Origin of the sequence: Streptosporangium sp. NPDC006930 (assembly GCF_040635605.1) — a bacterium.
Lineage (GTDB): Bacteria > Actinomycetota > Actinomycetes > Streptosporangiales > Streptosporangiaceae > Streptosporangium.
In genome coordinates this window covers 31414-56192 of record NZ_JBEYID010000035.1, presented here as the reverse complement: position 1 = coordinate 56192, position 24779 = coordinate 31414, and the positions used below count along the sequence as shown (strand labels likewise).

Annotated in this window: 23 protein-coding genes; 9 read left to right on the top strand and 14 right to left on the bottom strand. The window is 68.1% G+C overall.

Features of this window, described 5'->3' with window-relative positions; genetic code table 11:
- The first annotated feature begins 62 nt into the window (after nucleotides 1-62).
- From ABZ664_RS37435 to ABZ664_RS37420, 4 genes are all read left to right on the top strand, one after another.
- A complete protein-coding gene (locus ABZ664_RS37435) occupies nucleotides 63-314 on the top strand; it encodes a hypothetical protein (protein ID WP_362521619.1) in 252 nt (83 codons plus the stop codon).
- 27 nt (nucleotides 315-341) lie between these two features.
- Nucleotides 342-575, top strand: a complete 234-nt coding sequence (locus ABZ664_RS37430; protein WP_362521617.1) for a hypothetical protein — start codon at nucleotides 342-344, stop codon at nucleotides 573-575.
- A gap of 719 nt (nucleotides 576-1294) precedes the next feature.
- Nucleotides 1295-1672 (top strand): hypothetical protein, encoded by a 378-nt coding sequence (locus tag ABZ664_RS37425; RefSeq protein WP_362521615.1) that lies wholly within the window; start codon nucleotides 1295-1297, stop codon nucleotides 1670-1672.
- A gap of 251 nt (nucleotides 1673-1923) precedes the next feature.
- The gene (locus tag ABZ664_RS37420; protein ID WP_362521613.1) at nucleotides 1924-2502 is read left to right on the top strand and encodes a hypothetical protein; all 579 of its coding nucleotides are present in this window, start codon (nucleotides 1924-1926) and stop codon (nucleotides 2500-2502) included.
- Between the two features lie 24 nt (nucleotides 2503-2526).
- On the opposite strand, the gene ABZ664_RS37415 is transcribed toward ABZ664_RS37420, so the two are convergent.
- Nucleotides 2527-4137, bottom strand: a complete 1611-nt coding sequence (locus tag ABZ664_RS37415) for a hypothetical protein (protein ID WP_362521612.1) — start codon at nucleotides 4135-4137, stop codon at nucleotides 2527-2529.
- Nucleotides 4138-4463: 326 nt separating this feature from the next.
- Here ABZ664_RS37415 and ABZ664_RS37410 point away from each other — a divergent pair, with 326 nt between their 5' ends.
- Nucleotides 4464-5165, top strand: coding sequence for an ATP-binding protein (locus tag ABZ664_RS37410; protein ID WP_362521610.1), 702 nt, complete (start codon nucleotides 4464-4466; stop codon nucleotides 5163-5165).
- A 157-nt stretch (nucleotides 5166-5322) separates the two neighbouring features.
- Here ABZ664_RS37410 and ABZ664_RS37405 read toward each other — a convergent pair whose 3' ends face one another.
- Nucleotides 5323-5955: a hypothetical protein gene (locus tag ABZ664_RS37405; RefSeq protein ID WP_362521608.1), complete on the bottom strand. Its 633-nt coding sequence runs from the start codon at nucleotides 5953-5955 to the stop codon at nucleotides 5323-5325.
- A gap of 145 nt (nucleotides 5956-6100) precedes the next feature.
- Here ABZ664_RS37405 and ABZ664_RS37400 point away from each other — a divergent pair, with 145 nt between their 5' ends.
- Complete coding sequence (locus tag ABZ664_RS37400) at nucleotides 6101-7177, top strand: hypothetical protein (RefSeq protein WP_362521606.1); 1077 nt, start codon at nucleotides 6101-6103, stop codon at nucleotides 7175-7177.
- A 106-nt stretch (nucleotides 7178-7283) separates the two neighbouring features.
- The gene (locus ABZ664_RS37395) at nucleotides 7284-8609 is read left to right on the top strand and encodes a hypothetical protein (RefSeq protein WP_362521605.1); all 1326 of its coding nucleotides are present in this window, start codon (nucleotides 7284-7286) and stop codon (nucleotides 8607-8609) included.
- 9 nt (nucleotides 8610-8618) lie between these two features.
- Here the strand turns inward: ABZ664_RS37395 and ABZ664_RS37390 are convergent, their stop codons facing one another.
- The 8 genes from ABZ664_RS37390 to ABZ664_RS37355 form a co-directional block, all read right to left on the bottom strand.
- Complete coding sequence (locus tag ABZ664_RS37390; RefSeq protein WP_362521603.1) at nucleotides 8619-9317, bottom strand: alpha/beta hydrolase; 699 nt, start codon at nucleotides 9315-9317, stop codon at nucleotides 8619-8621.
- Between the two features lie 859 nt (nucleotides 9318-10176).
- Nucleotides 10177-11391, bottom strand: a complete 1215-nt coding sequence (locus ABZ664_RS37385) for a hypothetical protein (RefSeq protein ID WP_362521601.1) — start codon at nucleotides 11389-11391, stop codon at nucleotides 10177-10179.
- Nucleotides 11388-11675, bottom strand: a complete 288-nt coding sequence (locus ABZ664_RS37380; protein ID WP_362521599.1) for a hypothetical protein — start codon at nucleotides 11673-11675, stop codon at nucleotides 11388-11390. The genes ABZ664_RS37385 and ABZ664_RS37380 overlap by 4 nt, the downstream gene beginning before the upstream one ends.
- A complete protein-coding gene (locus ABZ664_RS37375; RefSeq protein WP_362521597.1) occupies nucleotides 11672-14326 on the bottom strand; it encodes an SUMF1/EgtB/PvdO family nonheme iron enzyme in 2655 nt (884 codons plus the stop codon). Before ABZ664_RS37375 ends, ABZ664_RS37380 begins: the two co-directional genes overlap by 4 nt.
- Entirely contained in the window at nucleotides 14323-15072 is a 750-nt protein-coding gene (locus ABZ664_RS37370; protein ID WP_362521596.1) for a class I SAM-dependent methyltransferase, read from the bottom strand. The genes ABZ664_RS37375 and ABZ664_RS37370 overlap by 4 nt, the downstream gene beginning before the upstream one ends.
- A 141-nt stretch (nucleotides 15073-15213) precedes the next feature.
- Nucleotides 15214-15513, bottom strand: coding sequence for a hypothetical protein (locus ABZ664_RS37365; protein WP_362521594.1), 300 nt, complete (start codon nucleotides 15511-15513; stop codon nucleotides 15214-15216).
- A 3-nt stretch (nucleotides 15514-15516) separates the two neighbouring features.
- Nucleotides 15517-15924, bottom strand: a complete 408-nt coding sequence (locus ABZ664_RS37360) for an ATP-binding protein (RefSeq protein ID WP_362521592.1) — start codon at nucleotides 15922-15924, stop codon at nucleotides 15517-15519.
- A complete protein-coding gene (locus ABZ664_RS37355; protein ID WP_362521590.1) occupies nucleotides 15921-16172 on the bottom strand; it encodes a hypothetical protein in 252 nt (83 codons plus the stop codon). Before ABZ664_RS37355 ends, ABZ664_RS37360 begins: the two co-directional genes overlap by 4 nt.
- Nucleotides 16173-16321: 149 nt before the next feature.
- Between ABZ664_RS37355 and ABZ664_RS37350 the strand changes: the two genes are divergently transcribed.
- Both ABZ664_RS37350 and ABZ664_RS37345 read left to right on the top strand, forming a co-directional pair.
- Nucleotides 16322-17254, top strand: coding sequence for a helix-turn-helix transcriptional regulator (locus ABZ664_RS37350; protein WP_362521588.1), 933 nt, complete (start codon nucleotides 16322-16324; stop codon nucleotides 17252-17254).
- A gap of 14 nt (nucleotides 17255-17268) precedes the next feature.
- The gene (locus ABZ664_RS37345) at nucleotides 17269-17535 is read left to right on the top strand and encodes a DUF397 domain-containing protein (RefSeq protein WP_362521586.1); all 267 of its coding nucleotides are present in this window, start codon (nucleotides 17269-17271) and stop codon (nucleotides 17533-17535) included.
- Between the two features lie 804 nt (nucleotides 17536-18339).
- Here ABZ664_RS37345 and ABZ664_RS37340 read toward each other — a convergent pair.
- The 4 genes from ABZ664_RS37340 to cas7u are packed head-to-tail and all read right to left on the bottom strand — an operon-like array spanning nucleotide 18340 to nucleotide 24684.
- Entirely contained in the window at nucleotides 18340-19275 is a 936-nt protein-coding gene (locus ABZ664_RS37340; protein ID WP_362521584.1) for a hypothetical protein, read from the bottom strand.
- The gene (cas3u, locus tag ABZ664_RS37335) at nucleotides 19272-22127 is read right to left on the bottom strand and encodes a type I-U CRISPR-associated helicase/endonuclease Cas3 (protein ID WP_362521582.1); all 2856 of its coding nucleotides are present in this window, start codon (nucleotides 22125-22127) and stop codon (nucleotides 19272-19274) included. The genes ABZ664_RS37340 and cas3u overlap by 4 nt, the downstream gene beginning before the upstream one ends.
- On the bottom strand, nucleotides 22124-23506 hold the full coding sequence (csb2, locus tag ABZ664_RS37330) for a type I-U CRISPR-associated protein Csb2 (RefSeq protein ID WP_362521580.1): 1383 nt from the start codon (nucleotides 23504-23506) through the stop codon (nucleotides 22124-22126). The genes cas3u and csb2 overlap by 4 nt, the downstream gene beginning before the upstream one ends.
- 5 nt (nucleotides 23507-23511) lie before the next feature.
- Nucleotides 23512-24684 carry a type I-U CRISPR-associated RAMP protein Csb1/Cas7u gene (gene cas7u / locus ABZ664_RS37325; protein ID WP_362521578.1) on the bottom strand — a complete coding sequence of 391 codons (1173 nt, stop codon included), beginning with the start codon at nucleotides 24682-24684 and terminating at the stop codon, nucleotides 23512-23514.
- Nucleotides 24685-24779: the final 95 nt, after the last annotated feature.

Genomic DNA, 24779 nt, shown 5'->3' with positions numbered 1-24779 from the left:
TGCAACGGGTGCGACGGGTGCGGCGGGCGCGATAGGGCCGCAGGGACCTGTAGGAGCGACCGGTGCGACGGGTGCGGCGGGTCCGCAAGGTGAGATGGGGCCGCAGGGACCTGCAGGTGCGACGGGCGCAACGGGTGCGACGGGTGCGGTGGGTCCGCAAGGTGAGACAGGTCTGCAAGGTGAGATGGGGCCGCAGGGACCTGTGGGCGCGACCGGTGCGACGGGTGCGGCGGGTCCGCAAGGTGAGATGGGGCCGCAGGGACCTGCAGGTGCGACGGGTGCAACGGGTGCGACGGGTGCGGCGGGCGCGATAGGGCCGCAGGGACCTGTAGGAGCGACCGGTGCGACGGGTGCGGCGGGTCCGCAAGGTGAGACAGGTCTGCAAGGTGAGATGGGGCCGCAGGGGCCTGCAGGTGCGACGGGCGCAACGGGTGCGACGGGTGCGGCGGGTCCGCAAGGTGAGATGGGGCCGCAGGGACCTGCAGGTGCGACGGGCGCAACGGGTGCGACGGGTGCGGCGGGTCCGCAAGGTGAGACAGGTCTGCAAGGTGAGATGGGGCCGCAGGGGCCTGTAGGTGCAACGGGTGCAACGGGTGCGACGGGTGCGGCGGGTCCGCAAGGTGAGACAGGTCTGCAAGGTGAGATGGGGCCGCAGGGACCTGCAGGCGCGACGGGCGCGATAGGGCCGCAGGGACCTGTGGGTGCGACGGGTGCGACAGGGCCTGCAGGGCCGCAAGGATCTGTGGGTGCGACGGGCGCGACGGGTGCGACGGGCGCGACGGGTTCGCAAGGTGAGATGGGACCAGTAGGCGCGACGGGTGCGACAGGGCCTGTGGGGCCGGAAGGACCTGTGGGTGCGACGGGCGCGATAGGGCCGCAGGGACCTGTAGGAGCGACCGGCGCGACGGGACCCGAAGGGCCGACAGGACCAACGGGCGCAACGGGTGCAACGGGGCCTGCGGGGCCTGCGGGGCCGCAGGGAGAGACAGGAGCGCAAGGACCTCCGGGGGCGGCCATCTGCTGTACCGACACGTGGGGTGTCATCGCCCGCGAATCAGATGGCGGACCAAGCGCCGTCTACCGTGTTGGCCCGTATGAGCGAGATCCCGCCACCAGCTCCTCGGCCACCGTACCGCCGCCCTATGGCATCGGCAGCCTGGGAATCATCGTCGGCGACAGCCCAGACAAGATCGCTTTCGGCAACGAGACGGACTTCGCGGAATTGTCGATCAGTGATCTCACGATTTTAAAGTACTGGGCGTTCGCGGGCGCCGACTCTCCGGAGGAGGTCTCCGTGCCAGGACTGAGCATAGAGGTCGATCCCAATGTGGGCTCGGCGAACTACACGACCTTGATCTATTTGCCTGATACCTCTGTCGACCCGTCGGCCCCCGGCCCTCGGCTGCCCAACGCCTGGCAGCAGTACGACGCCAGCGCAGCAGGCAGCCGGTGGTATGCGGCCGGGGCGACAGGCAGCTTGATCAACTGTACTCTGGCTTCTCCGTGTTCGTTCGACGAACTCAAGGCCGCGCTGCCGGATGCGGTGATCACGCTGAGTCTTGGGTTCAGAATGGATACCCCCTTCATCGGCGCGATCGACGGACTGCAGGTGAACAACACGGTCTATGACTTCGGACCTCTTGGAGCCCGGAAGCTGGCCGTGGCTCCTTAAGGTCGCCGGCTCCCGACCGGGCAACGCGGCGCGAGACGACCCGGCGGACGGCCTCGCGCCGCTGCGGCAGGTCGAAGGAACGGGTGAACGGCCCGTCGCTTCTCGCGACCGCCGGAACCGGTACGGGAATCGGGGCGGGGAAGCCGCCCGCTCCCGTGTCCTCGCTCCCTCCGCATGAACCGGAGCGGCTACCGCGTCCGTCCACGGGTAAAGAGCCCTCGGGGGAAGGTGGCGAGAGCGAGGAGACGGGCATGACCGACAGGACCCTCACCGACGAGATGACGATAGAGACACACGGCTGCCGGGAGGCGCTCGCGCTGGCCGGGACGATCTGTGATCTGTACGAGGCGGTGTTCTCGCTACCTCCCTTCAACGGGAACGCCGCGGAGTTCGCCAACCAGCGCTCCTACTTTCCCAAGCTGGCCGAGCGGCCAGGGTTCCGGCTCACCACCGCGCGATCCGGGCCGGAGTTCATCGGGTTCGGGTACGGATATCCGCTGCCTGCCGACACCCACTGGTGGAGCAGGCTGGCGGAACCGGTCGATGAGGAGTTCGCGGCCGAGACCGGGACCAGGACGTTCGCCGTCATCGACTACGGAGTGTTGTCCGACCGGCGGGGCGCCGGAGTCGGGCACCGGATCCACGACGAACTGCTCTCCGGGTCCGGGGCCGAGCGGGCCACGCTCTCGGTACAGCCCAAGGCCGTACGGACCCGGGAGATCTATCGCAGGTGGGGATGGCGGAAGGTGTCCCACAAGCTGATGGACCCACCGATCCCCGCGCCCCTCTTCGACATCCTGGTGCTGGAGGAGATGCCCGGGGCACGCTGATCGATCGTGATGGACCGGAAGCCGTCAGGCGATGAGCTGGAAGGCGTGCAGCTTCTCGTCCAGGGCGACGACCTGACGGGTCCTCGCCCACGGATTCAGCGTCTCGCGGACCTCCACCACCGAGCGCGCCAGCCGAGGCGAGGTGTTTCTACAGGTCAGACGGGCGGCCTCACCGATCTGCTCACACGCCTCGTCGATGGCGCGCAGCCGCAGGTGCCCGCGCGCCAGATCCAGGTGGATGAACGCCATGTTGCGGACGAACGCCGGATCGATCCTGGTCAGGGACCGGGCGGCCATCTCGATCGCGCTATGGGCGTCGTCCATGTCCAGCAGGCACTTGGTCTTGGTCGACAGATACTGCCCGTCGCCGTAGAAGTAGAGCAACTCGGCCCCCACGTCGCCCTCGCCCGCGTGACCCAGCTCGCGGCGGGCCTGGTCGAGGCTGGTCATGCACCGGGCATGGTCCTTCTGACGGTCGTTCTTGCCCGAGCGGCGCAACACCGCCGAGTAGGCGCGGGCCCCCACGTCACACGCGTACGACACCAGCAGCTTGCTGTTGGCGCGCTGCCCCCAGGCCAGCGCACCCAGCGCGTGCTCGACACCCTGCCTGGGGTCGCCCCGCCAGGTCGCGAGCTGCGACCAGTTGGCCAGGACGAAGCTGTTCATCGCGTCGTTGTCGGCCTGGTGCGCGGCCGACTTGGCCTGCTCGTAGTAGTGGTTCGCCCCGTTGAAGTCGTTGAGGTTGAACAGCACCCAGGCGGTGAACCTGCAGATGTTGGCCAGCAGCGACAGCAGCCGGTCGCGCACCTCGTCGGTCGACGCGGCCGGGATCAGCGAACGCACCAGGTGGTGCTGTGCGAGCACGGTCCCCAGCACCGACTGCGGGCCGAGGGTGTCCTCCTGGCGCATGCAGTGATGCAGCACGGCGTCGATGTGAGCGACGGTGGCATCGTCCACCCGGGACGGTTCCGCGGCGATCAGGGTGAGCCGGTCGAGCTCGTCGCCGTTGAGCCTGTCCAGCAGCGGAGAGGCCGCAGCCGCCGCCGCGGCGGCCCTGATCAGGGCCAGGACGTCGCGTCGTTTCATCGCCGCCGCCCATCGGGCGAGCGCCTGCACCAGGGCGTCGTACTCCTCGTCGCGCGACGTCCCGAACGACACGGGTCCCATGGACAGGGTGGGCAGGGCCGCCAGCACCCCCTGGATGTCCTCGGGATCGAGGCTGCCCGCGGCCCCGGCCGCCACCAGCGCCCGCCCCCGGGACCGGACGGCCGCCGCGTTGTGCTCGTCGGCATCGCGGTGATCTTCACCGTCGACCAGGTCGGCGGTGCGGCACTGGTAGATGCGTGCCAGCCGGTTGAGCCCGGCGATCGGCGGCTCGTTGCCGGTGGGGCCGGGCCACGCTTCCCACGACCCGAGTTTCCGGGTCGTCAATGGCTCGTTCGGCCAGTATTCGTTCCATAGATGGCAGACCTTGGCTTGTGTCAGGCGATGCGCCTCACGGAAGCCCTGGCGGGAGTTCAGGCGCCACCGCAGCTTGAACTCAGCGGCGACCTCGGCCCACGTGCAACCACGTTCGCGAAGCTCAGCGCTGAAGGCGTCCATCTGCTGCTTGACGCTGCGCGGTGCACGTGGCATCGTCTCAGCCCCTCCCGGCGGGTTCTCCGGCGGCGATTCTTCGGGCTGAACGTTACTGGTCAATCACGGTCGGTGACTACCGAGTGCAGAAACCGGCGATCAGATCGCCGCTACTTGTAGCGCCATCGCTCTACGGGGTGGGATGGACCCTCAGGGTGACGAACAGACTCGGTGTCGTCGCCTGTTTCCCGCACACTCCGTGCAGCAGGCTTGAGACAACGCCGGAGCCGTCAGATCCGTGTGGTCTCATCGCTCGGGCGGGGGCGTCCCTTTCTGCGCCGGGGACGCGCGACCGAATCTCCGTATGAACCTCCCTGGAGCCAGCAATGACCGTGCTCCCCGTCGAACGGCTGGGACCGATGCACTCACCGTTTCACCCTGATCCGGACGCCGCCGACCACCTGTCCCCGGACTCCCAAGGCTCCCCGGACTCCCTGGACTCTCTGGACACGAACGAGTTGCGGCTGGTGGCGCAGCCGGCCGCCGCCTCCCAGGCACGCGACTTCACCCGCGCGCAACTGCGGACATGGGGCCTGGAGGAGCTGTCCGAGCTCTGCGTCCTGGTCGTCTCCGAGATGACCACCAACGCCATCAAGGCCACCGCCACCCCGCCGATCCCGTACGGCTACACCCACCCACCGGCTCCCGGCCACCCGCACACCTCCGGCCACTCACCCGTGCCCGGCCACCCGCACACCTCCGACCGCCCGCCCGGCAGCGGCCACCCGCGAACCGCCGACCCGTACCCGATCCTCCTGCGGCTCCACCTCACCACCGAGGGCCTGCGCGTGGAGGTGTGGGACAGCTCCGACGACTCGCCCGAGGTCACCGAGGCGGGGGAGGACGACGAGAGCGGCCGGGGCCTGCTGCTCGTCGGCATGTGCGCCGACGAATGGGGCCACCACCCCTCACCGGGCGGCGGAAAGGTGGTCTTCGCCCGCTGGGACCTGCCACCCGCCCGGCGCATCCCGGCCACGCCGCCCTCGCGGCCGTACGCCTACTCCCGGCCCCGCGCGACGCGGGGGTGACCTCTCTCGGCACACCTGGTCAACACCCGCTCCGTCCCATGTCCACGCCCCGCCCCGCGTCCACGCGGAGAACCGCGTCGGCGCGGTCGCCGTCCCGCGGGGCGAGTGGTCCACCGTGACCGTCCAGCGGGGCGATCGGCTCACCGCGCCGGCATGGTCAGCGCCCAGAGGACGATCGCCCCACGGCGTTCTGGACGCTGACCACCGAGAGCACCGAGTCGACCAGCTCCGCGACGGACCGGCCACCACCCGTGTCGATGCGATCCAGCCCCAGCCTGTCGACGACCTCCAGCATGAGCGACTGATAACGCTCCGTGCGGGCCAGGAAACTGTCCATCAAGTGTCGTTCGTCGCCGGTCGCCACCTCGTAGCGGCCGGCCGCGCGCACCCGAGCACGCACGACGGCTTCGTCCGCGGTGAGCCACACGGCGGCCGTGTGCGAGACGTTCAGCTCCGCGACACGGGCGGGCCAGAGCGCCGACCCCTCCAGGACCAGGCCCGTGCCGGTCCCGGAAGAACGGGTCGTGATCAGCTCCTCGATGCGGGGCCACAGCCGTTCGTAGTGGTCGAGCACGGACGCGATCAGCTCGTCGACCGAGAGGGTTCTGTAGTGCTCGGCGACGTGCGCCGGCACCTCCCACGCCGGGGTCCGCCAGGGCCGTCCGGGGTGCCGCGCGAGCTTGTCCGTCGACAGGCACTCGAAACCGAGCCTGTCGGCCACCGCCCGGCCGATGGTCGACTTCCCGACGTTCGACGTTCCCCCGAGCAGCACCACCCGTACACCGCTCATACCGGCGACCTTACCGCCGCGATGAGGCCGGCCCGAAGACCGGAGCGCCACACCCCAGGGAAGGGCTGACCCCTGCCCGCTCACACCGGCGACCTCGACCGCCGCGATGAGACCGGTCCGGAGACAGATGATGCAGGATGTCGGGATGGATGCGATCCTGCGCGCCGCCGGTGAAGTGCTGGGAACCGAGCTGTCAGAGCCGGTGGACCTCGGCGGCAGCCCACGCACCGTTGTCCTGCGCTGCCGGACGGCTTCCGGCGGCAGCGTCGTCGTCAAGAAGTACGGCACGGAGCCCGATGACCTGCGCGCGTTCACCGCCGAGGCGGCCGGGCTCTCGTTGCGGCTGGCCGGTCCCGAACTGCTGGGCGTGGACGACTCGATCCCGCTGCTGGTGATGGAGGACCTCGGGTCCGCGCCGACACTGGCGGACGTGCTGCTCGGCAACGATCCGCAGGCCGCCCTGGACGGCCTGTCGGCCTGGGCGCGCGGGCTCGGGCGACTGGCCGTCGCGTCGGTTCACCGGCGCGCCGACCTGGCTGCCCTGTCCGCCGGGTACGGCATGGGCGTGCCGTCCTGGGACGAGGAGCCGTGGCTCCTCCGGCACGCGGCCGAATTCCCCGCGGCGCTCGCCGGGATCGGCGTCGAGGCGCCGCCGGAGCTGGCAGGGGAGCTGGAACGGATCGCGGCGACGGGCGCGAACGAATACCTCGCCTTCACCCCCGGCGACACCTGCCCGGACAACAACCTGCTCACCCCGGACGGCCTGCGACTCATCGACTTCGAGTCGGCCTGCTACCTGCCGGTCTTCATGACGGCCGCGTACTGCCGGATGCCCTTCGCCACCTGCTGGTGCGTCTTCACGCTGCCCGCCGGTCTGGCGGAGAAGATCGAGGAGACCTACCGCACGGAGGTCGTCGAGGCGTACCCGCAGCTGGTCGAGGACGAGATCTGGCAGCCAGGGATCCGGCGGGCGGTCGCGCTCTGGACGGTGTATCTGACGACCAACCTGATCCCGCGCATGGCGAAGGACGAGCCGGCCCACAGGACCCGGCGTCCCGTCCCGACGCTGCGGCAGCTGCTGAGACACCGCTGGGAGACGGCGAGCACCCTGGAGGAGTTCCCGGCCTTCGCGGAGACGATGCGGCTGCTGCTCCGGGACGTGGCCGGCGACTGGGACGTCCCCCCGCTGCCGGGCTATCCCGCGTTCGGGGACTTCGGATGACGCCCCGAACAGTCTCCTGAAGGACGTTTCGTGACGCGGGCGGTCACCCTCGGCGGGACGTTCGCTTGGACGGACATCCCGCCCCGCGCCGAACTAAGATCATCGAATGCTCAGGCCGCCCTCCGCAGCGCAGGTGACACCGCCTCAGAGAACGCGTGCACCGCTGCGCCGGGTGCTGCGACGAGTGATCGCCGTCGCGGTCGGTGTCTGCGCGCTGCTGGGCGCGGTGCGGCTCGTCGTGCCCGCCACGGCGGGCACGGCCGACGAGCCGCCCGGGGTCCGGCGGCAGCTGACGTTCCTGCGCGCGGCACTCGACGGCGGCGCCGGAGACCAGGCGCAGAACCTGTTCCCCGAGGGCTACGTCTTCCTGCACGTGCTGTACGGCCTGAGCTGGGTCGAGCTCGGCATGCGCGAACCGGCCGGCGAACGGTCGGTGGCGCTGCGGGAGGCGCGCTGGGCGCTGGCCCGGCTGGAGTCCCCGTCCGGCCGCGCCCCGTTCAGCGCGGACCTCACCCCGCCGCACGGCGTCTTCCACCGGGGCTGGACCAACTGGCTGCGCGGCGGGACGCTCGCCCTGCAACCGTCCGAGCGGCGCGACCCGGCCGAGCTGCGCCGGTTCGCCGACGACTCCGCCGCGCTCGGCGAGGCGTTCGACGCCTCGGAGTCGCCCTACCTGGAGGCCTACCCCGGGCAGGCGTGGCCGGTCGACTCGACCGTGGCCATGGCGTCGCTGCGGCTGCACGACACGCTGCTGCCACCCCGGTTCACCGGTACCGCCGACCGATGGCTCCAGGCGGTACGTCAGCGACTCGACCCCCGCACCGGCCTGCTCCCGCACCACGCCGCCCCCGGCACCGGCGCCCCGGCCGAGGTGGCCAGAGGCAGCTCGCAGAGCCTCGGCCAGCGTTTCCTCGTCGAGATCGACCCGGTCTTCGCCGCCGAGCAGTACCGGCGCTTCCGTGACCTCTACGTCGTCTTTCCGCTCGGCCTCGGACCGGCCGTACGCGAGTACCCCGTGGGCATGGACGGCCCTGGTGATGTCGACTCCGGCCCGCTCCCGCTCGGCGTGAGCCTGTCGGCGACCGCGGTGGCCCTCGGCACCGCCCAGATCCACGGCGACGCCCCGCTCGCCGAGGCCCTGGCGAACTATGGCGAGCTGGCCGGCCTGCCGATCGACACCCCCTGGACCAAGAGGTACGCCTTCGGCCTCCTCCCGATCGGCGACGCCTTCCTGGCCTGGTCAAAGACCGCTCGCCCCTGGGTGATTCCACCACCCTCACCGCCCCCGGCGACCATCTCGTGGTGGTGGCGCACACCGCTGCTGGCGTTGCTGCTCGTCATCGGTCTCGCCCCTTGGACGCCCGCCCTGCTGCGGCGCCACCGCAGCCGTCGTGCCCGTCCCGTACCGGCGGAGGTGACGGGCGAGGCGTGACCTGTGGCCTCATCCGCCGGCTCGACGAGCCGCGGCGTAGCCTTCCAGGATTTCCGCCAGTTCCTTCGGTCGGCTGAGCGCGACGCAGTGCCCGGCGGTGATCTCGTCAGGGGTGATGTTCAGGCGTTCGGCCGCCAGGCGGCGAAAGAAGTCAGGCGGGAAGGAACGATCCTGGTCGCACAGCACGAATCTCGTCGGCACGTCCGGCCACGCGTCGAGGGGCCAGGGCTCGTCCATCCGGGCCTCCGCCTGCGGGCGCTCCCTGCGCATGGCCTCCTGGGCCAGCTCACGCGGCACGTCGTGATAGAAGTCGGCGTACGGATCCCCGGTGCCGCCGGTGCTTTCACCATCACTTCGTGCCTGCTCCCGTTTCGCGTCCTGGAAGCCGGTGTTCTCCCACCACTCCACCGGCGACTCGCCGGGCGCCGGAATCATCGCGGCCACCAGGACCAGCACATCGACCGGCAACCGAGCGGCGACCAGGGGAGCGGTGAACCCTCCGAACGACTGACCGACCACGACGAGGTCCTCGCGGTCACCGACAGCCTCGATCACCGCGTCGGCGTACTCGTTCAGCCCCGCCGAGTCGTCGTCGCAGGGAAGGTCCGGAGCGACCACGTCGTGCCCACGGGCCCGTAACTCGGCCTCCACCAGGTGCCAGTACCAGCCGACGTCTCCCGCGCCATGAATCAAAACGAAGGTGCTCATAGCCGGCGACCGCCTGTCATCGTGTCGGGACTCGTTAGACCGGTTCTTCCCTCCGTTCGGCGAGAGATGTGATCGTCGAGGATCTTGGTGATCCGGCGAGGCGGCAGAGATCCGGCCGCAATGAGACCGGTCCGGAGACCGGAGTGGAACGCGGGCAAGGTGGAGCGCCCGCAGCGAAGCGAGGACCCCGCAATGAGACCGGTCCGGAGACCGGAGTGGAACATCCGCGTCCACTATGGCGACGGTTTCGCTTTCATCGCCCCCGCAATGAGACCGGTCCGGGGACCGGAGTGGAACGTCGATGTTGTACGTCGAGCTCGCGAACATCTTGATCGACCCGCAATGAGACCGGTCCGGGGACCGGAGCGGAACCAGATACTCCGGAGCCCCCGGTAGCACATACGCCCAGATCCCGCAATGAGACCGATCTGGGGACCGGAGTGGAACACGCAAAACCTGCTTGTTGTCCTCGGCCACGACCTTCCACCCGCAATGAGACCAGACCGGGGACCGGAGTGGAACAGGCGGGCGTGATCGGCGGCCACGATCACCGAGATGTTCCCGCAATGAGACCAGACCGGGGACCGGAGTGGAACGGTTCTCGAGCTGGGCTTATAGCGCAGAGTATTCGAATCAGATCACAGTTATGTCTGGTTTGGTGTTTCAAGTGCTCGTTTGAACTTCGGAACCCCCAGGGAAAAACGGGCATGCTTGGGGTTCCTAATCGCGGCCGGGACGGGTGGAGCAAGACGAGGCTCCCGTCGGGACGGGGGTCGGGTGCTATGTGGTTTTCAAATGGTGAGTCGTGCGTACGAGTCAGGATGCCCTCGCGGACCTGCTCTGACAACCTGTGTGCTCTCTACGTGGTGAAGCGGCGGCGCAGTGCCCGGAGGGCGACCCGCGCGGAGCGGGTGCGTAGAAGCAGGGCCGTCAGAACGATGAGGACCGCGCCGACGGCGGTATAGAACCAGGGATTGTCAGACTCCACGACTTGAAGCAGGGCGAGCGCGATTCCGGCCGGGACGGTGACGAGTGTGAACACCACCACCGCGCTGTTGACGTAGCGGGTCTCGTCTTCGCGGGTGAGGCGGTTGACGTCGCTGATCTCGGTCAGAATCTGCTCGAAGCGTTCACGGAGACCGTGCTGGCGTTGGTAGGCGGTCAGGAGCCGGTTCGGGATGCCGTGGCTTGTGAGGTGCTGGGCCCACAGGCGACGCCGGAAGGAGCCGACCTCCCGTTCCAATTCGGCCATCGCCTCCGGACGGGTGGAGTCGAGCGCGGCCACACTGTGCTCCTCAAGGTGTCTGAGCCCTTGATTCTGGAGCAGGCCGAGCATCAGGGCGTCCAGATAGATGGAGCGTACGTACAGCTCCCCGTACCCGAAGAAGCGGTCCTCGGCCCCATCGTCGGTACGGAGACCGATCACGCCCGTGCCGTCGCGCAGGACGGCGGCATGCCAGTCGACGGAGAGTCTGATGATCTCGCTGTCAGCCGGTTCGAGATTTTGGGGGTCGGGCGGGTAGTCCGCCAGGGTGGTGCGCGAGGCGAGAGCCCACAGCCACTGGTGTGTCGCCGGCCAGCGCCAGTATCTGGGCCGACGATAGAGGCGGGGGAGTCCTCTGCCGTTAGGCGTCACGAAGCAGACCGTGAAAGGGCGTCCGGGTTCGATCTTCGCCTGTCCCTCGATAAGGGACTGTGGGTCGAAGCCGACGGGCGGCACTTCCCGGCGACCGGCCAGGCCGCGCAGCAGCGACAGAGGCGCACCTCGCCTGGGCCGGAGGTGAACGGCGACCAGCCCGCAGGCGTCCGGCTCGTCGGATGCCCGCAGCGCCTCGACGCCCAGGACCTCGACGTCGCCGACGACGCGGTGCACGGGGTCGTGCCAGCGGCAGGGGCGATCGTCTCGCCCGTACAGGACGCGAGTGGCCTTCTCGCTGTAGTACTCGCCGCGCGCCTGGGCGGTGGAGCGCATCTGCCGGTGCTGGAGGATCAGGGGTCCAGGTGCCCACTCGGGTGTGGAGGGGAATCGGGCCTCGTAGATGGCGATAACAACCTGCCTCGCCAGCCGGGTCACCGGTAGTAGTCCTCGATGTCCGGAAGGTCGAGCCGGATGACGTAGCGTGCGCGTTCGGGGTCGTCCGGGTCGATCATGAACCTCACCCGCTCACCGGTCCTGATCGTCCGGAACCCCTCGGTCACGATGTCGGAGTACATGAAGGCGTGGTGTGTCTCGGTCTCGATATCGCGGACCACATAGGTGCCCTGCCGACCGTCGTGTCCGCTGCCCAGCGGCATGCGGTCGACGATGTGACCGAATCGCTGGCCGCTCGCCGTCGCGGCCTCTTCGATGCTGCTCATCCGAGCTCCTCGACACATCGGAAACCGACCGCGTTGCTGCACCCCCGGCGCCGGGACAGGCCCTTGGAGGAGACCTGCAACGCCCGGTACGGGTTGTCGTAGGAGCCGCCGCAGATGACCACCTCGTTGAGGTTCTCCAGCACCGTGCCGGTGATCTCCCAGACGTTTCCGGCCATCTCCCGCACCCCGAACGGCGACACGTTCGTCGGATGTGCGTCGACCGGTCCCGGCATGGCCTGGCTGAGCCGTCCTCGGTCGAGTTCTTCCCGCCACGCCTCGTACGTGATCAGTGGCCGTCCGCTCCAGGAGTCGGCGCAGTTGACGATGTCCAGGTCGATGTCGTCACCCCAGGGGAACAGCCGCCCATCGCCACCTCGCGCGGCGGCCTCCCACTCCAGGGAGGTCGGCAGGCGCTTGCCCTCGAACCGGGCGAAGGCGTGGGCACTCCAGTAGTTGATGCAGATCGCCGGATGATTCTCGTACGCCGGGTCGGTGAAGTATTCCTGCACTTTGAGGCGTTCCTGCCACGGCTCGTGGGAGAACTCCGGTGGCTTGTCCGGATGGTCCCATTGTTGCGAACCGTGCTCCCGTACGGCCTCCAGGAAGCGGTTGTAACGGCCGACCGTGACGGGGAAGCGGTCGAAGCGCACTGGTCGCTCGACACGCCGGAGCATCAGGTGATGACTCGGCCCGACGAGGTACGCACCCGCGGGCAGGACGCAGTCATCGGCCGGATTTTGCCGCACCTGGCAGGAACGCCGGTAGAGGAACTCCCGAACCTGCTCGGTCAGACGCGGACCCTCTTCGACGGCCGACTCCCGGCCGACCGGATCACGCAGGTGTTCGGCCGCCAGCAGCTCCTGGTAGGCCGAGTGCGCGAAGGCGACCCCGGACGAGTCGACGGGCCGGAAGAACTCCTTCAGCCGGAAGGCGTCATAGGTCAGCCGCCCTCCCTCGAAGAACGACATGCCCAGCTCGTTGAAGAGTTCGACAAGCGTGAACGTCGTACGACCACGTAGGAAGGCCGAGCCGAAGTACGCGACGATCGACGGGAGGGCATCGGTGAGACCGGCCGAGGCGACCACCCGCGTCATGTGCTGCCAGGCGAGATCGGCAAGGTGTAGGCGATCGTCGTCGCCGTCGAGTTCCAGTTCACGAGCCAGGCGGAGTTCGAGGGGCGTTCCGGCGTCCGTCGCGTCCTGGAGCCGTAGTGCCGAGAAGCGGGGTACGCGCAGCGGGTTCACACCCTGCGCGTGGAGCTGCTGGACGAGCTTCTCCGACACCAGAGCGGTGCCGTCCAGCAGCCGCCGTACCTGCGGGGAGTCCTCAAGGAAGGAGACGCGCGAGCTGGTGACCACCGCCGACTCGGCCGACAGCACCTGGGCGAGTTCGGTGAACAGCTCCAGGAACCCCTCCTGGGTCATCGACGGCACCGCCTCGTCGATGCCGTCCAGCGCGCACGCCACCGAACCCGACCGCGCGAAATAGTGGAAGACATCGAAGACGTACGAGCTCTCGACGGCCATGTACGGCGCGAGCGTGCGCGTGACGAACTCCCGGAACTCCTCGTCGCGGTCCTTGAGGCTCATGTCGAAGTAGAAGCGGTAGCGGCGCCGGCTCGCCGTCGTCGACCCGGCAACCAACTGCTTGAGCAGCGTCGACTTGCCACTTCCCGAACGGCCGACGATGAGCAGGTTCCCCCCGGAGGAGGCGACCTCGTCCAACAACTGATCGGCGGCACCCACCTGGGAGATCCGCTGCTCGCCGGTGCGTTCGTCCGTGGTGAGCAGGTCACCGGATATCGTCAGGCCCGCCGGGTCGAGCAGCTCGGGATAGGCGCCGGCGACGTCCGCCAGATGCCGGTCCAGATCGACGAAGGCATCCATGAAGCGGTCGTAGGTGACGATCCGATAATCCTCCCCGAGAGGACTCGGAGCCGTGGGGGTGCCGTTCTCCTCCAGGATGAGAAATCTGGTGAGCTTGGGCAGCTGGGTCTGCAACAGCTCACCACCGGTGGCTTCCAGCACTGCGGCCACGTCGTCGACATTCTTGCTGAGCAGTAGCTCGACATACTCACTGCGCAGCCCTCGCTCGCGGAAGAAGAGCTGGTAGACGGTGTTGCGCGACAGCTCGAAGCGCTTGACCGGCTTGTAGTCGAGGGTCAGGTAGAGCCCCGCGAGAAACTCGGCCTTGAGCGCTACCTCGGGGGAGAGCTTGGGCACGTCCCCGGTCAGGATGCCGCTGCCGGTGCTGCCGAACCAGGCCAGTACGTCCAGTAATCGGCGTACGGCCGTCAGTCCGTCCTCGTCGGCGATCTCGTAGCCGTCGTGGGCGGAACGGTTGCGCAGACGCTGGATGTCGCGCAGCGAGTCAAGGACGCCGCTGCTGCGGATATGCGGCTGAGCCCCTTTGATCAGCTCGCTCAGGGTTTTCCCACCCGGATCACCGGGGACGTTGTGGTGCCGCCAGAGCTGCTTGAGGATCCGCTCGGTGATCTTTCCCACCAACGCGATCGCGTTCTCCGGATATCCGTCACCGAGTGACTTGATCGGCCGCTCGAAGTCGAGGCCGAGGTGGCGCGCGACGCGGGAATGGTCGTCCAGCTCGTTGCGGAGCTGGTACAGGCGACTGTCGAGCTCCACACTGCTCACGCTTTCACCCCAAATACGAAGGCGAACCGGTCGAGGCACTGTAACTCGGCGCCCGGATGCTTGCCGCGGATTTCCTCGATCCCCTTTTCCAACTCTGCATCATTGAAGCTGGAAAGCAGCGACATATAGCGGTTTCGGACCATCTGTAGATAGCGCTCGGTGCTGAAGGTGAGTCGGAACTCGTCGTAGGTGGGTTCGGTGCCGAGACCGCTGCCGCTCATCGCTGCGGCGATGTCGGCGGGGTCGGGTTGGCGCTCGCGAAACAGTCTCAGCGCCGCGTCGAACAGCGGGTAGTCGATGCTCGTCGGCAACATGACCACGAGCATCCTCCCGCCCGGCCGCAAGAGACGGGCCAGCCCCTTGAGAACCCGTGGTGGATCGGCGACGTGATGGATCACCTCCTTGAGCAGGATCGCGTCATAGTCGTCGTGCGGGAGTCTTACGCGTCCGTCCGCGAGTTCCTCGGCCCCGGCGCGCAGCGAGACCAGACGCTCATGGGCGGGAAGCTGGTCGAGCATCGCGGGGGAGGGGTCGGCGCAGACCACCGCGTTGGCATACTCGGCAAGCTCGCGTGCGTACAGACCGGTCCCGCCCCCGACATCCAGTACGCGATGGTCCGACGTGATCCGGAGTCGGTCGAGAATATTTCCGGTCATCCAATGGATGAATTCCGGACTGTACGCCCAGTTCTCGTCATACCGGTCGGCGAGGCGGTCGTAGTGAGCCCGCGTGACGTCGCTCCGCATGAGACATTCCCCCCAAGTCAAGACATCAGAGCAAGCCCAGCATCTGACGGGCCGTGAGACCAGTCAAATGCTCGTGTCTTTTGTGGGAAATCCATAAATAGAAGCTCATTTATAGAGGCAGGCCAGATGCGATCCCGCTGACTACCGTACGAGCCCGTGCAGCAGGGCGATCCACATCTCGTCCGCCTCCTGAGCCTGCCAGCGATCGCTCTCGGCGACGGTCGCTCCTTCCGGTATGGTCACACGCCTCGTGCGGCGGAGAAATCGCAGCCCGCTTGCCTGGCACAGCTCGTAGAAGACCGGTTCGCAGTCGCAGGTCCATCGCACGACCCGCACCTGTCCGTCCCCGTGCGAGGGATGCCAGGTGAGCTCCTCGCAGTGGGGTCGCACGGGAAGCACGTGCGAGCTCAGGCAGCGGGGCGGGCAGTCCCATCGAACCATGAGTCACTTTCCGTTCAGCTGGAACCACACCACGCGGCCCGTCAAGGCCTCGTACCAGCCCCAGGCCGAGGACAATTCCTGCACCAGCCAGAGCCCTCGTCCTCCACCGCTGTCAGGGCTCACACCCGCGCGGAGACTAGGTCGTTGTCCGGTCGATCCGGCGTCGACGACATCGATGTGGAGCGTTCCAAGGTGATGTGCGACGGCGATGATGATCCTGCCGTCGGAGGACCGGCCGGAGTCGGAGTGGCGGATGGCGTTGGTGACGAGTTCGGTGAGCAGGAGAAGCGCGTCGTCGGTGTGCGGGTGGTCGAGCCCTTTGAGCAGGTCGCGGACGTAATGACGGGCTCGGGGGACGGCGGCGATCTGTGCGGGCACCTCGACCTGGCCCAGCAGCCCCAGCGCCCTCATCGCGCCCTCCGCGTGATCCGCTCGCAGACCATCCGAGCCCTGGTCCGAGTGCCTCGCCCGCATCCCTGCTCCCAGGTACCCACCCAGACGCGGTCTTGCTGTGTGGTCTGTCTGGGCGGCAGGAAGATCTCCATGCTCGGCTGCTGATCGGGAGAGAGTCGCACTACGGAGTCGACCCCCAACTCGTTCAACTCCCAGGCCAGCTCCACCAGCCACCCGCCCCAGTCCCGAAGATCAATAGTCCTCATCTTCCCGCCACCCCTTTCGGCTTTGAAGGTCTTCGACCGGAAGGCGACGATCGCTCTCCATGAGCGATCAATCACTCTGCGTGCTCAGTGTGCATGACCGTAGCTCGATCGGCAATAAGAATCGAAATGAACATCGTGCAGGTTGATGAATGAAGATCACTTCGACACACTGTCGTTGGTCGACTACGGAGAGGATTGAAATGGGTGCGCAGCGGAGCCCGTCGGTGCGTAGACGTCGCCTCGCGGCGGAGTTGCAACGCCTCCGGAAGGAGGCAGGGCTGACGCGAGACCAGGCGGCTGAGCATGCAGGATGCTCACCCGTCACCATCACACGGATCGAATCGGCTACGAGCGCAGCTACGGTCGCGCTCGTAGCCATGATGCTCGATCTCTACGGGGTCACCGGTGAGCGCCGAGAAGCGCTCATGAGACTCGCCCGTGACGCGCGCAAGCGCGGATGGTGGTTCCAGATGTCCGCAATGATCCCGGAGTGGGTCCAGAGTTACGTGGGCCTCGAAGAGGAGGCAACGACCCTGCGGGAGTACCAGTCGGAGTTTGTTCCTGGATTGCTGCAAACCGAGGACTACGCGCGAGCCGTCATGAGGTCGGCACCCGTATTACCGCCAGACGAGGAACTGGAACGACGGCTCTCGATCCGGATGGAGCGACAGGAACGAGTGCTGGGACGTCCTGATCCGCCCATGATGTGGTGCATCCTCAACGAAGCGGTCATACGTCGACCGGTCGGAGGGGGCGAGAGCATGCGGGATCAACTTCGGAGACTGATCCAGGTTTCCGAGTTGAACCACGTCACGATCCAGGTGCTACCTTTTGCCGCCGGTGTCCACCCCGCAATGGATGGCGGATTCACGCTCTTGAATTTTCCTAAACTGTCCGATCCGGACACCGTGTACGTTGAGTATTGGCAGGGAAGTGTCTATTTGGAGGATCAGCGAGAAGTAGACGCATATGTCCTACTCTTCGACCATCTGCGCGCACGAGCCCTCGGGCCGGACCAGACTCGCAGCTTGATCGCGCAGGCTATCCGAGACATGCCAGTGGATGCAGAAGGGCGCTCATGATGGATCTTTCACGTGTGACCTGGCGCAAGTCCAGTCAGAGCAACGCCAACGGCGGCCAGTGTGTCGAGGTAGGCGTCTGGCACAAGAGCACTCCCAGCGGCAGTCGCATTGAAGTTGCGCTCACCGACAACACTCAAGTCGCTCATGCGGTGGACACAGAAGGCCTTTTCCTGCTCCGCGACTCCAAGGATCCCGACGGCCCAGTGCTCTCCTTCACCGCCGCCGAGTGGGACGCCCTCCTCGTGAGCATCAAGAGGGGCTCTCTCGCGGACCTGGCTTGACGACTTGGGGTGCACTCTTGTTCTCGCCTGCAATGAGACCGGTCTGGAGACCGGAGTGAAACCGCCGTGCCCTCGAAGTGGCTCAGCTTGATGATCACGCCGCGATGAGACCGGTTCGGAGACCGGAGTGAAACTGTCGAGCGGGATGAACGCCTCATAGCCCGCCTCGCCCCCGCAATGAGGCCGATCCGGAGACCGGAGTGAAACGGCATGGTGCGCACTTCTTCGCCTAGGTCCGGCGGCTCCCCGCAATGAGACCGGTCCGGAGACCGGAGTGGAACGTGTTGTGGACGGTCTGCGCCACTTGCGTAGTTTCGATACCACAATGAGACCGGTCTAGAGGCCGGGGTGGAACCGTCGCGAAGTTCGACAGGCAGAGAAATGGCGTGACCCCCGCAATGAGACCGGTCCGGAGACCGGAGTGAAACAAGACGAGGCCGGCCCGTTCACGCGGATGTACCGGGTTCCGCAATGAGACCGATCTGGAGACCGGAGTGAAACACGTCCGCAGGGATGAGGGATACATTCGCTGGGACAACACCCCGCAATGAGACCGGTCCGGTGACCGGAGTGAAACAGTGCGTGAGCAGGTATTATAGCGAAAAGTAGTTAGAGTGGATCATAGCCATGTCTGGGTTTGTTGCTTCAAGTGTTCGTTTGAACTTCGGAACCCCCGGGAAAAGTGGGCGTGCTTGGGGTTCCTAACCGCGGCCGGGGCGGGTGGAGCAAAGCGAGGTTCCCGTTGGGACGGAGATCGGCGCTATGGGGCTTTCAAATGGCGAGTCGGCGCGTACGCGTCGGTAGTCAGGTGACCGTGACGGGAAGTGGGGCGAGGACGCCGTCGAAGGTGCGGCCGGGGATGCGTTGGCGTTCTGCTCCGTAGACGTTGAAGACGCCGAGAGCCGGCCACAGGGTGGAGTCGACCGTTGGTGCGCGGTCGCGGGGGGCGAGTGTGGGGTGATCGAGGAGACTCCTCACGGAGGGGAGATCGAGGGCGGGGCGCCAGAGAGGCCACAGCATGACGGAGGTGGAGCCTGTCCGGTGCCAGAGGGTGGCGCGGAGGCGGTGGCCGTCGCCGGTGATGCGGAGGAGGGGCAGGGCCATGGTGGCCAGCCAGGTGGCTCCGGGGACGCCGATTTCCCGGCCGGGGCGGCCCTCGGTGTCGTCGCTGTTGCTGCGCAGCACGCGGTGGTCGAGGTATTCGCCGGTGAATCCCTCGACACGACGCCAGCCGACGAGGGCCTCCAGGAGTCGCTGGGGCTCGTTTCGTACCGCCTCCAGGGGTTTCTCGAAGAACGTGCGGAGCTTCTGCTGCCCGCTGGGGGCGGTGAACGGTGTGATGGCGCAGCGTCCCTGCTTGTCGAGGGCGAGGTCGGTGACCAGGGACGGCAGCCAGGTCTCCACCGCTTCGGGATGACTCGCCATCAGTTGGTGGAAGTCATCGCGGGAGCGGCGCAGCGGATCCTTTCCTGAGCCGGACGGCGGTGGGAAACCGGCTCCGCCGTCGGGGAGGACGGCCGAGTCGGGGATCGACTCGACGACATCGCGCAGGGTGTCCGCTATCTCCTCGGCCGTCTCGTACGGGCTGTGCAGGATCGCGCAGGCGGTGGTGTCGGAGAAGGAGAGCGCGGTGGGCACGCGGCGGATGTCGGCGCAGACGCGCAGGAGGCCCAGGGCGGCGAGGAAGCCGAGTGGGTCTCGTCCGTCGAGGGCGGGCAGTTCCGTGCCGAAGGTCGTCATGTCCGCTCCTCGCTGAGGGCTGAGCACCAGATGTCGGCCAGCCGGACGACGGCTTCCATACGGGCGAGCCCCCAGCAGCCGTACCGCTGGTTGAGGCGCTCGAAGCGAGCGGGAGACGCCCAGTCGACCGACCGGGAGGTGTCGACCTCGATGGGCCGGCTGTCCCGCTCGATCTTGGTGGTCGGTGCGGGGTCGATGACCGGGGGGAGTAGCGGGCGGCTTCGTCCGTGGTGGCTGGCGACGAGGTGCAGGACCAGGTCGTGGTCGACGTCGCGTACGTCGGTCAGCAGCGTTGTCGCGATCTGGGCGGAGAGCGCTTCGTGGCGCATCGCCGCCGGATAGGAGGCTCTTCGGCGGGCCTGCCGGAAGGCGGCGCGGTCGCCGGGGTTCATGCCCGACTTCGCGAGTGGTTCGTCGTCGGCCGCCGCGGCCCAGCGGTCGCCGCCGTGGAGCATGACTTGGAAGCGCGGGTCGCGTTTGCCCTCGTCATGCCAGAGTGCGGCCAGTCCGGCGGCTCGGATGACCTCCGGCTCCATGCCCAGGTTGCGGGCGAACTCCTCGGCCTTCTCCGCCACCTCTTGCTGGTGGACGGTGAGGGAGAGCTTGGCGGAGGAGATGGAGGACCCTGCGGCGGTGGCGTCTTCGCGGAACGAGGTGGTTCCGAAGGACAGGAGAAGGGTGCCGGTGTCGATGTGGTCGATCAGCCGACCTCGCGGGCGGCCGGTGAGCCGTCTGAGCATCGTCAGGTGAGGCAGGTCGTCCTGACCTGGCCGGGGGTCGCTCAGTGTGGAGCGGAGCGACAGGGTGGGGTCAGGTGCGGAGGCGTCCTGGTGGTCGGTTCGCAGGCGTTCGACCCAGGCCGCGACTTCGGGGGCGAGGTCGGGGGCGTGGGTCTCCATGGCGCGGACCAGGCTCGGGCCGACGCGGATCGTCATTCCTCCCCTGACGCCGGACTGCGCGAGGTCGGCGATGTCGATCGCGGGCTCGTGGCTGTCGGGATGCCAGCCGTACTCGTCGCAGCCACCGTAGGAGGTGGGGACGACGACGAGATCGGACGCGCGGATCTTCGCGTCCTTGACGACTTCGGCGCTGTCACGTGAGCGGTAGCGCAGCACGGACCTGCCGCCGGGCGGGATGGGGACGTCGGGGAGGTGCTCGGCTTCCAGGTCGCTGATGTCGTCTCCGCCGGACTCGCCGCTGAGCCAGCGTTTCACGGCGGGGAGCGGCAACTCGATGCTCTCGGCCGAGGTCGGTGGCACCAGGCAGACGAGGTCGGGCCACAACTCGGTGTCGTCGGGGAGGTCGCGCCAGACCACCGTCACCTGTGGTGTCTCCCGCTCGATTCCGTGCAGGTAGGGGGCGATGGGGATGTCGTTGAGCGGGATCGGCGAGGTGCGGGCCCAGACGTCCAGGTGGGCCCGGCTCAGGAAGGGGACGTAGGCGCGGGGCTCGCGCAGCGTCGCCCACTGGCCGGGGGGCATGGCACGTACCAGTGCGCGCAGTGCCGAGGGGGAGACGTCGATGCCTGGTTCGGCGGGGAGTTGGGCTTTTCGCGAGTGGGTGAGGGGCGTGACCCCCTGCTCGCAGAGCCAGGCCCAGGTCGCCGGGCGGGCCGTGTCGTACACGCCGTCCGAGTCCGCCGAACCGTGCAGCACGACCGCCGAGGCCACGGTCTTCTGGTCGCCGAGGCGGTTCAGGCGGCCGAGGCGTTGGATGAGTGCTGGCAAGGAGGACGACTCGGTCACCAATGCGTCCAGGTCGATGTTCGCGCCGACCTCGATCGTCTGGGTCGCCACGACGAACATCGGCTCGGCGGACGCGCGGTCCCGGCCCGCCCTGATGCGCTCGTAGTTGGCGGCCAGCAGGTAGTCGCGGTCCAGGGGACGGATCTTGCCGGTGAGCAGCACGCAGTGGCCCTCGTGGTCGGCGCGGAGAAGCTCGAACACGGCCCGCGCCCGCGCCACGGTGTTGACGACGACACCGACGACGGGGTGTTCGCGGTGAAGCTCCCGTGCCCAGTGGGCGAGGGCGTCGGGCATCACCTTCGCCGTGTTGGCCTTGGTGGTCGGCACATTCACCAGATGGAGCCGTTTGGACGCCTTCAACCGCTTGGACGCCTCTGGGTGATTCTCGTCCGCCTCGGTGATGCCGTGCACGTCGGCGGTGTCGGTCTCGGGGCTGGCCGACATGCTGACCACGGTCGGACGGATCGCAGCCGGGGTCTCGTCACAGTCCCTGGCCCCGCGCACGCCGGACAGGAACGCCTCGGACAGATGGGCCTCATCGACCACGATCAGGCTGTCGGTGCCCACCAGCGCCGCGTCGATCGGGCGCAGGTGCTCACCGACGCCGTAGCCGCGGAAGAGGAACCGGCTGCCCACCTGGTCGACGGTCCCGACGACGATCGCGTGCCGGTCCGGCCGCTCGATCCACCGCCACGACCAGTTGACCCCGCCGCGCATCCGGGTGACCTCGACCGGCGCTCCGGCGGTGTCTCCATCCATCCGGAGGGCGGTGGCGACCTTGGCCGCGAGGCTGCCTCGATTGGAGGTGCGGAGAGCCTCGGCGATGGTCTCGGCGTGCCGGTATGCCTCGTCGACGATGAGCCGGCGGTCGACGACGAAGAAGACGCGCCTGGGCACTCCGGTCTGTCCTCGAACCCTGCCGAGGGCCGCCGCGAAGAGGGCGACATCGACCACGGACGTCTTGCCCAGGCCGGTGGGGACGTCGATCAGCTCCGGCCAGCCCTCCCGAACCACCCGATCGAGAAGCGCGGTCTGCCAGGGGAAGGGCTCGTATCCGTGAACCTCCTTGTAGAAGGCGGGGAAGTCGGTGACGGCGAGGGCACTCATCGGGAGACCCCCTCGGGAACGAAGAGGCCGAGACCGAGGTAGCGCAGGGAACCCGCGATCACCGGCCCCACCACAGGACGGTCGAAGATGACCCGCGCGTGCACGATGGGTTTCTTCGGCCGGTTGGACGGGAGGGAGCCCGCGCGGGGACGCCAGACCGCCCCGCGTGTCAGCGGCGCCGTCGAGACCTCGACGTCGATGACATCGGGGAAACCGGCTCGGCGCAGCGACTTGGCGACCATCTGTTCGTACGAGCGGCCGGGACGGGCGAAGCTGTCGGTCATCATCGGGGTGGCCGTGACCCAGGTGCGGGTCCCCTCCGCCCGACCGGTCCACCGGCCGCGACGCAGGGTGCGCAGGTTCTGACCCTGGCTGAGACGCACCGGCTCGCCGGGCCAGGGGGTGATCCTGGTCAACGGGTCGGCCATGACGGCCTTGGCCAACTGGTTCCAGTCTTCGGCGGGCATATGGCGGGGGAGTGCCAGCGCCACTCCCAGGAGGTGGCCGTCGGAGTGCTCCTGCTCGATGTCGGGAAGCGCGAGGAAGGCGACGTGGGTCCTGTCGTCGGCCCCGTGCCCGCTCACCTGGGCGGGGATCGGCTCGGTGACCCTGGACATGACGGCCTTGCGCAGCGCGAGTGTGAGCCGGGCGACCTGGTCGCCGCTGATGCGGGCGCTGGGCCGCTCGAATCCCCAGATGATGAGGTCGTCCCAGGGGGAGAGGTGCGTCGGGCCGGGCTCTTCCATCGCCACGACCGGTGAGTACGGCAGCGCACGCGCGGCCTCCCACGCTCTCCCGCCACGGTCGTAGGCGTCTCGGAGCGCGTCGGTGTATCCGACGTAGGGCACGCGCAGCTCGATCGCGCCGGGGGTGCCGAGCGCGACCGGGGCCAGCTCCGACCAGGCCGGTTCGTCGTCGGGCAGGGAGTCGCTCACGCTCACCTCGGCCTGGCTGGTCGAGCGGCCGACATACGGCACTCGCCGGGCCAGGGCGCCGAGCTTGGCCAGAACGCCGGGGGCGGGGTCGGCGCCCGGCCACACCACGGCGAACCGGTCGCAGGCCGGGGTGACGAACGCGCGAACGCGCGCTCCGTTCGTGCGGCCCGGCCAGCTCTGGCTGCCGGTCTTTTGCTCGATCTGGTTCGTCACCACATAGGAGTCGGTCCTGCCAGGCCGTGCGTCGTCCATGGCCGCGCGCACCACCGGAGTCCCGGCACGTTCCAACCAGCGCAGGGCGTCCCAGTCGTCCGCCCGCACGGCTGAGGCGGCCAAGGCGCAGAACAGCCGGGCCGGGTGAGGAGGCCACTCGGCCCGGCTGGGCCGAATGTCACCGGCGTCGTAGCGGCCATGGCGCAGCCGCACCGTGAGAGTGAGCGCCACGGGTGCTACTCCTCGTCGTTGGCGGCGGACTGGGCGAAGGCGAACTCGATCGCCTCCTGGAGCGAGGGCATCGGCCTGACCTCGATCGTGTTGTCGGCCATCGGCACACCCAGGCGGGCCGCCTCGTCACGCAGTTCGTGGTAGGCGTCCAGCGCCTCTCGTACCGACACCTCAAGCTCTTCCACGCTCCCGCCGGGGAGCTCCAGGCCGACCGTCTCCGACGCCTTGGCCAGGTCGCAGCCCGAGCGCAGCCAGACGGACGGGCGCCCGAACGCCAGCCGGTCGCCGACGAGGGCGAGGGCGGCGAGCGTGGCGCGGCCGGCCACGCTCGCCTCGGCCGAGGCGTCACCGAAGCGCAGGCGCTCAAGGCCCGCGAAGGAGATGCTCGCGATTCGGCGGATCTCCTTGACGGTCGCTCCGCCCGGCACCGGGTTGGGGGCGATGTTGCCGTGCCCGATCTCGCTGAGCTTGCCGCCCTTCTTCTTCTCCCCGTCGGCGACGAACTTCCAGTGGTTCTCCGCTTTGGCCTTGTCGTCGACGGAGCCGGTGAGGTTTTGCGGGTCGAGGCGTCCGCCGCGTCGCGCGGCGAAGTGGGGGGTCACGCCGTACATCGTCGCGGTGTAGAGACGGGCGAACCTGGGCCAGCGGCCCTTGCGGTGGGAGTCCCACGCGCCGAGCACGAGGGACAGGGGCTCCCGCTCGAACAGCGGTCTGACGTCGGTCACGCTGACGGCACGCAGCCGCTCGCCGATCGCGCTCTGGTCGAAGCGGACCCCTCCGATCGTGCTGTCGCGCAGGTAGGCGTCGGCGTATCGGTGGGGGAAGTCGAGGGAGGTGAGCCGAATCTCGCCCCGGGAGGTCTTCGTCCGGAGCTCGAACATCGGCAGGGTGAGACGGCCTCCGTCACGGGCGTCGCGCAGTGCCTCCTCCAACCGGTTGGACTGGGACTGCTCCTGGTCGATCGTCACGGTCTTGACCTGCTCACCGTCGACCAGGCGATCGGCGACGATGTATTTCTTCGTCAGGTCCTTCTCGTTCTTGTCGACGGGGAAGGTGGGGGGCATCACGACGTTGCCCTCACCGCCGACCGGCTGATATCCGGCGCGCACCACCAGCGCCGTGTGCTTCCTGTCATCGCCGAGCGCGTCCAGAAGACGTGCCGAAAGACTCGCACCCACCGCGAACACCTCCTTGTGTCGCCTGACCGGCAGAATTTCTTGGGAAAGAGTGGCAGGCGGGACCGACAAAATCGGACCCGCCCGCGATACCGGCG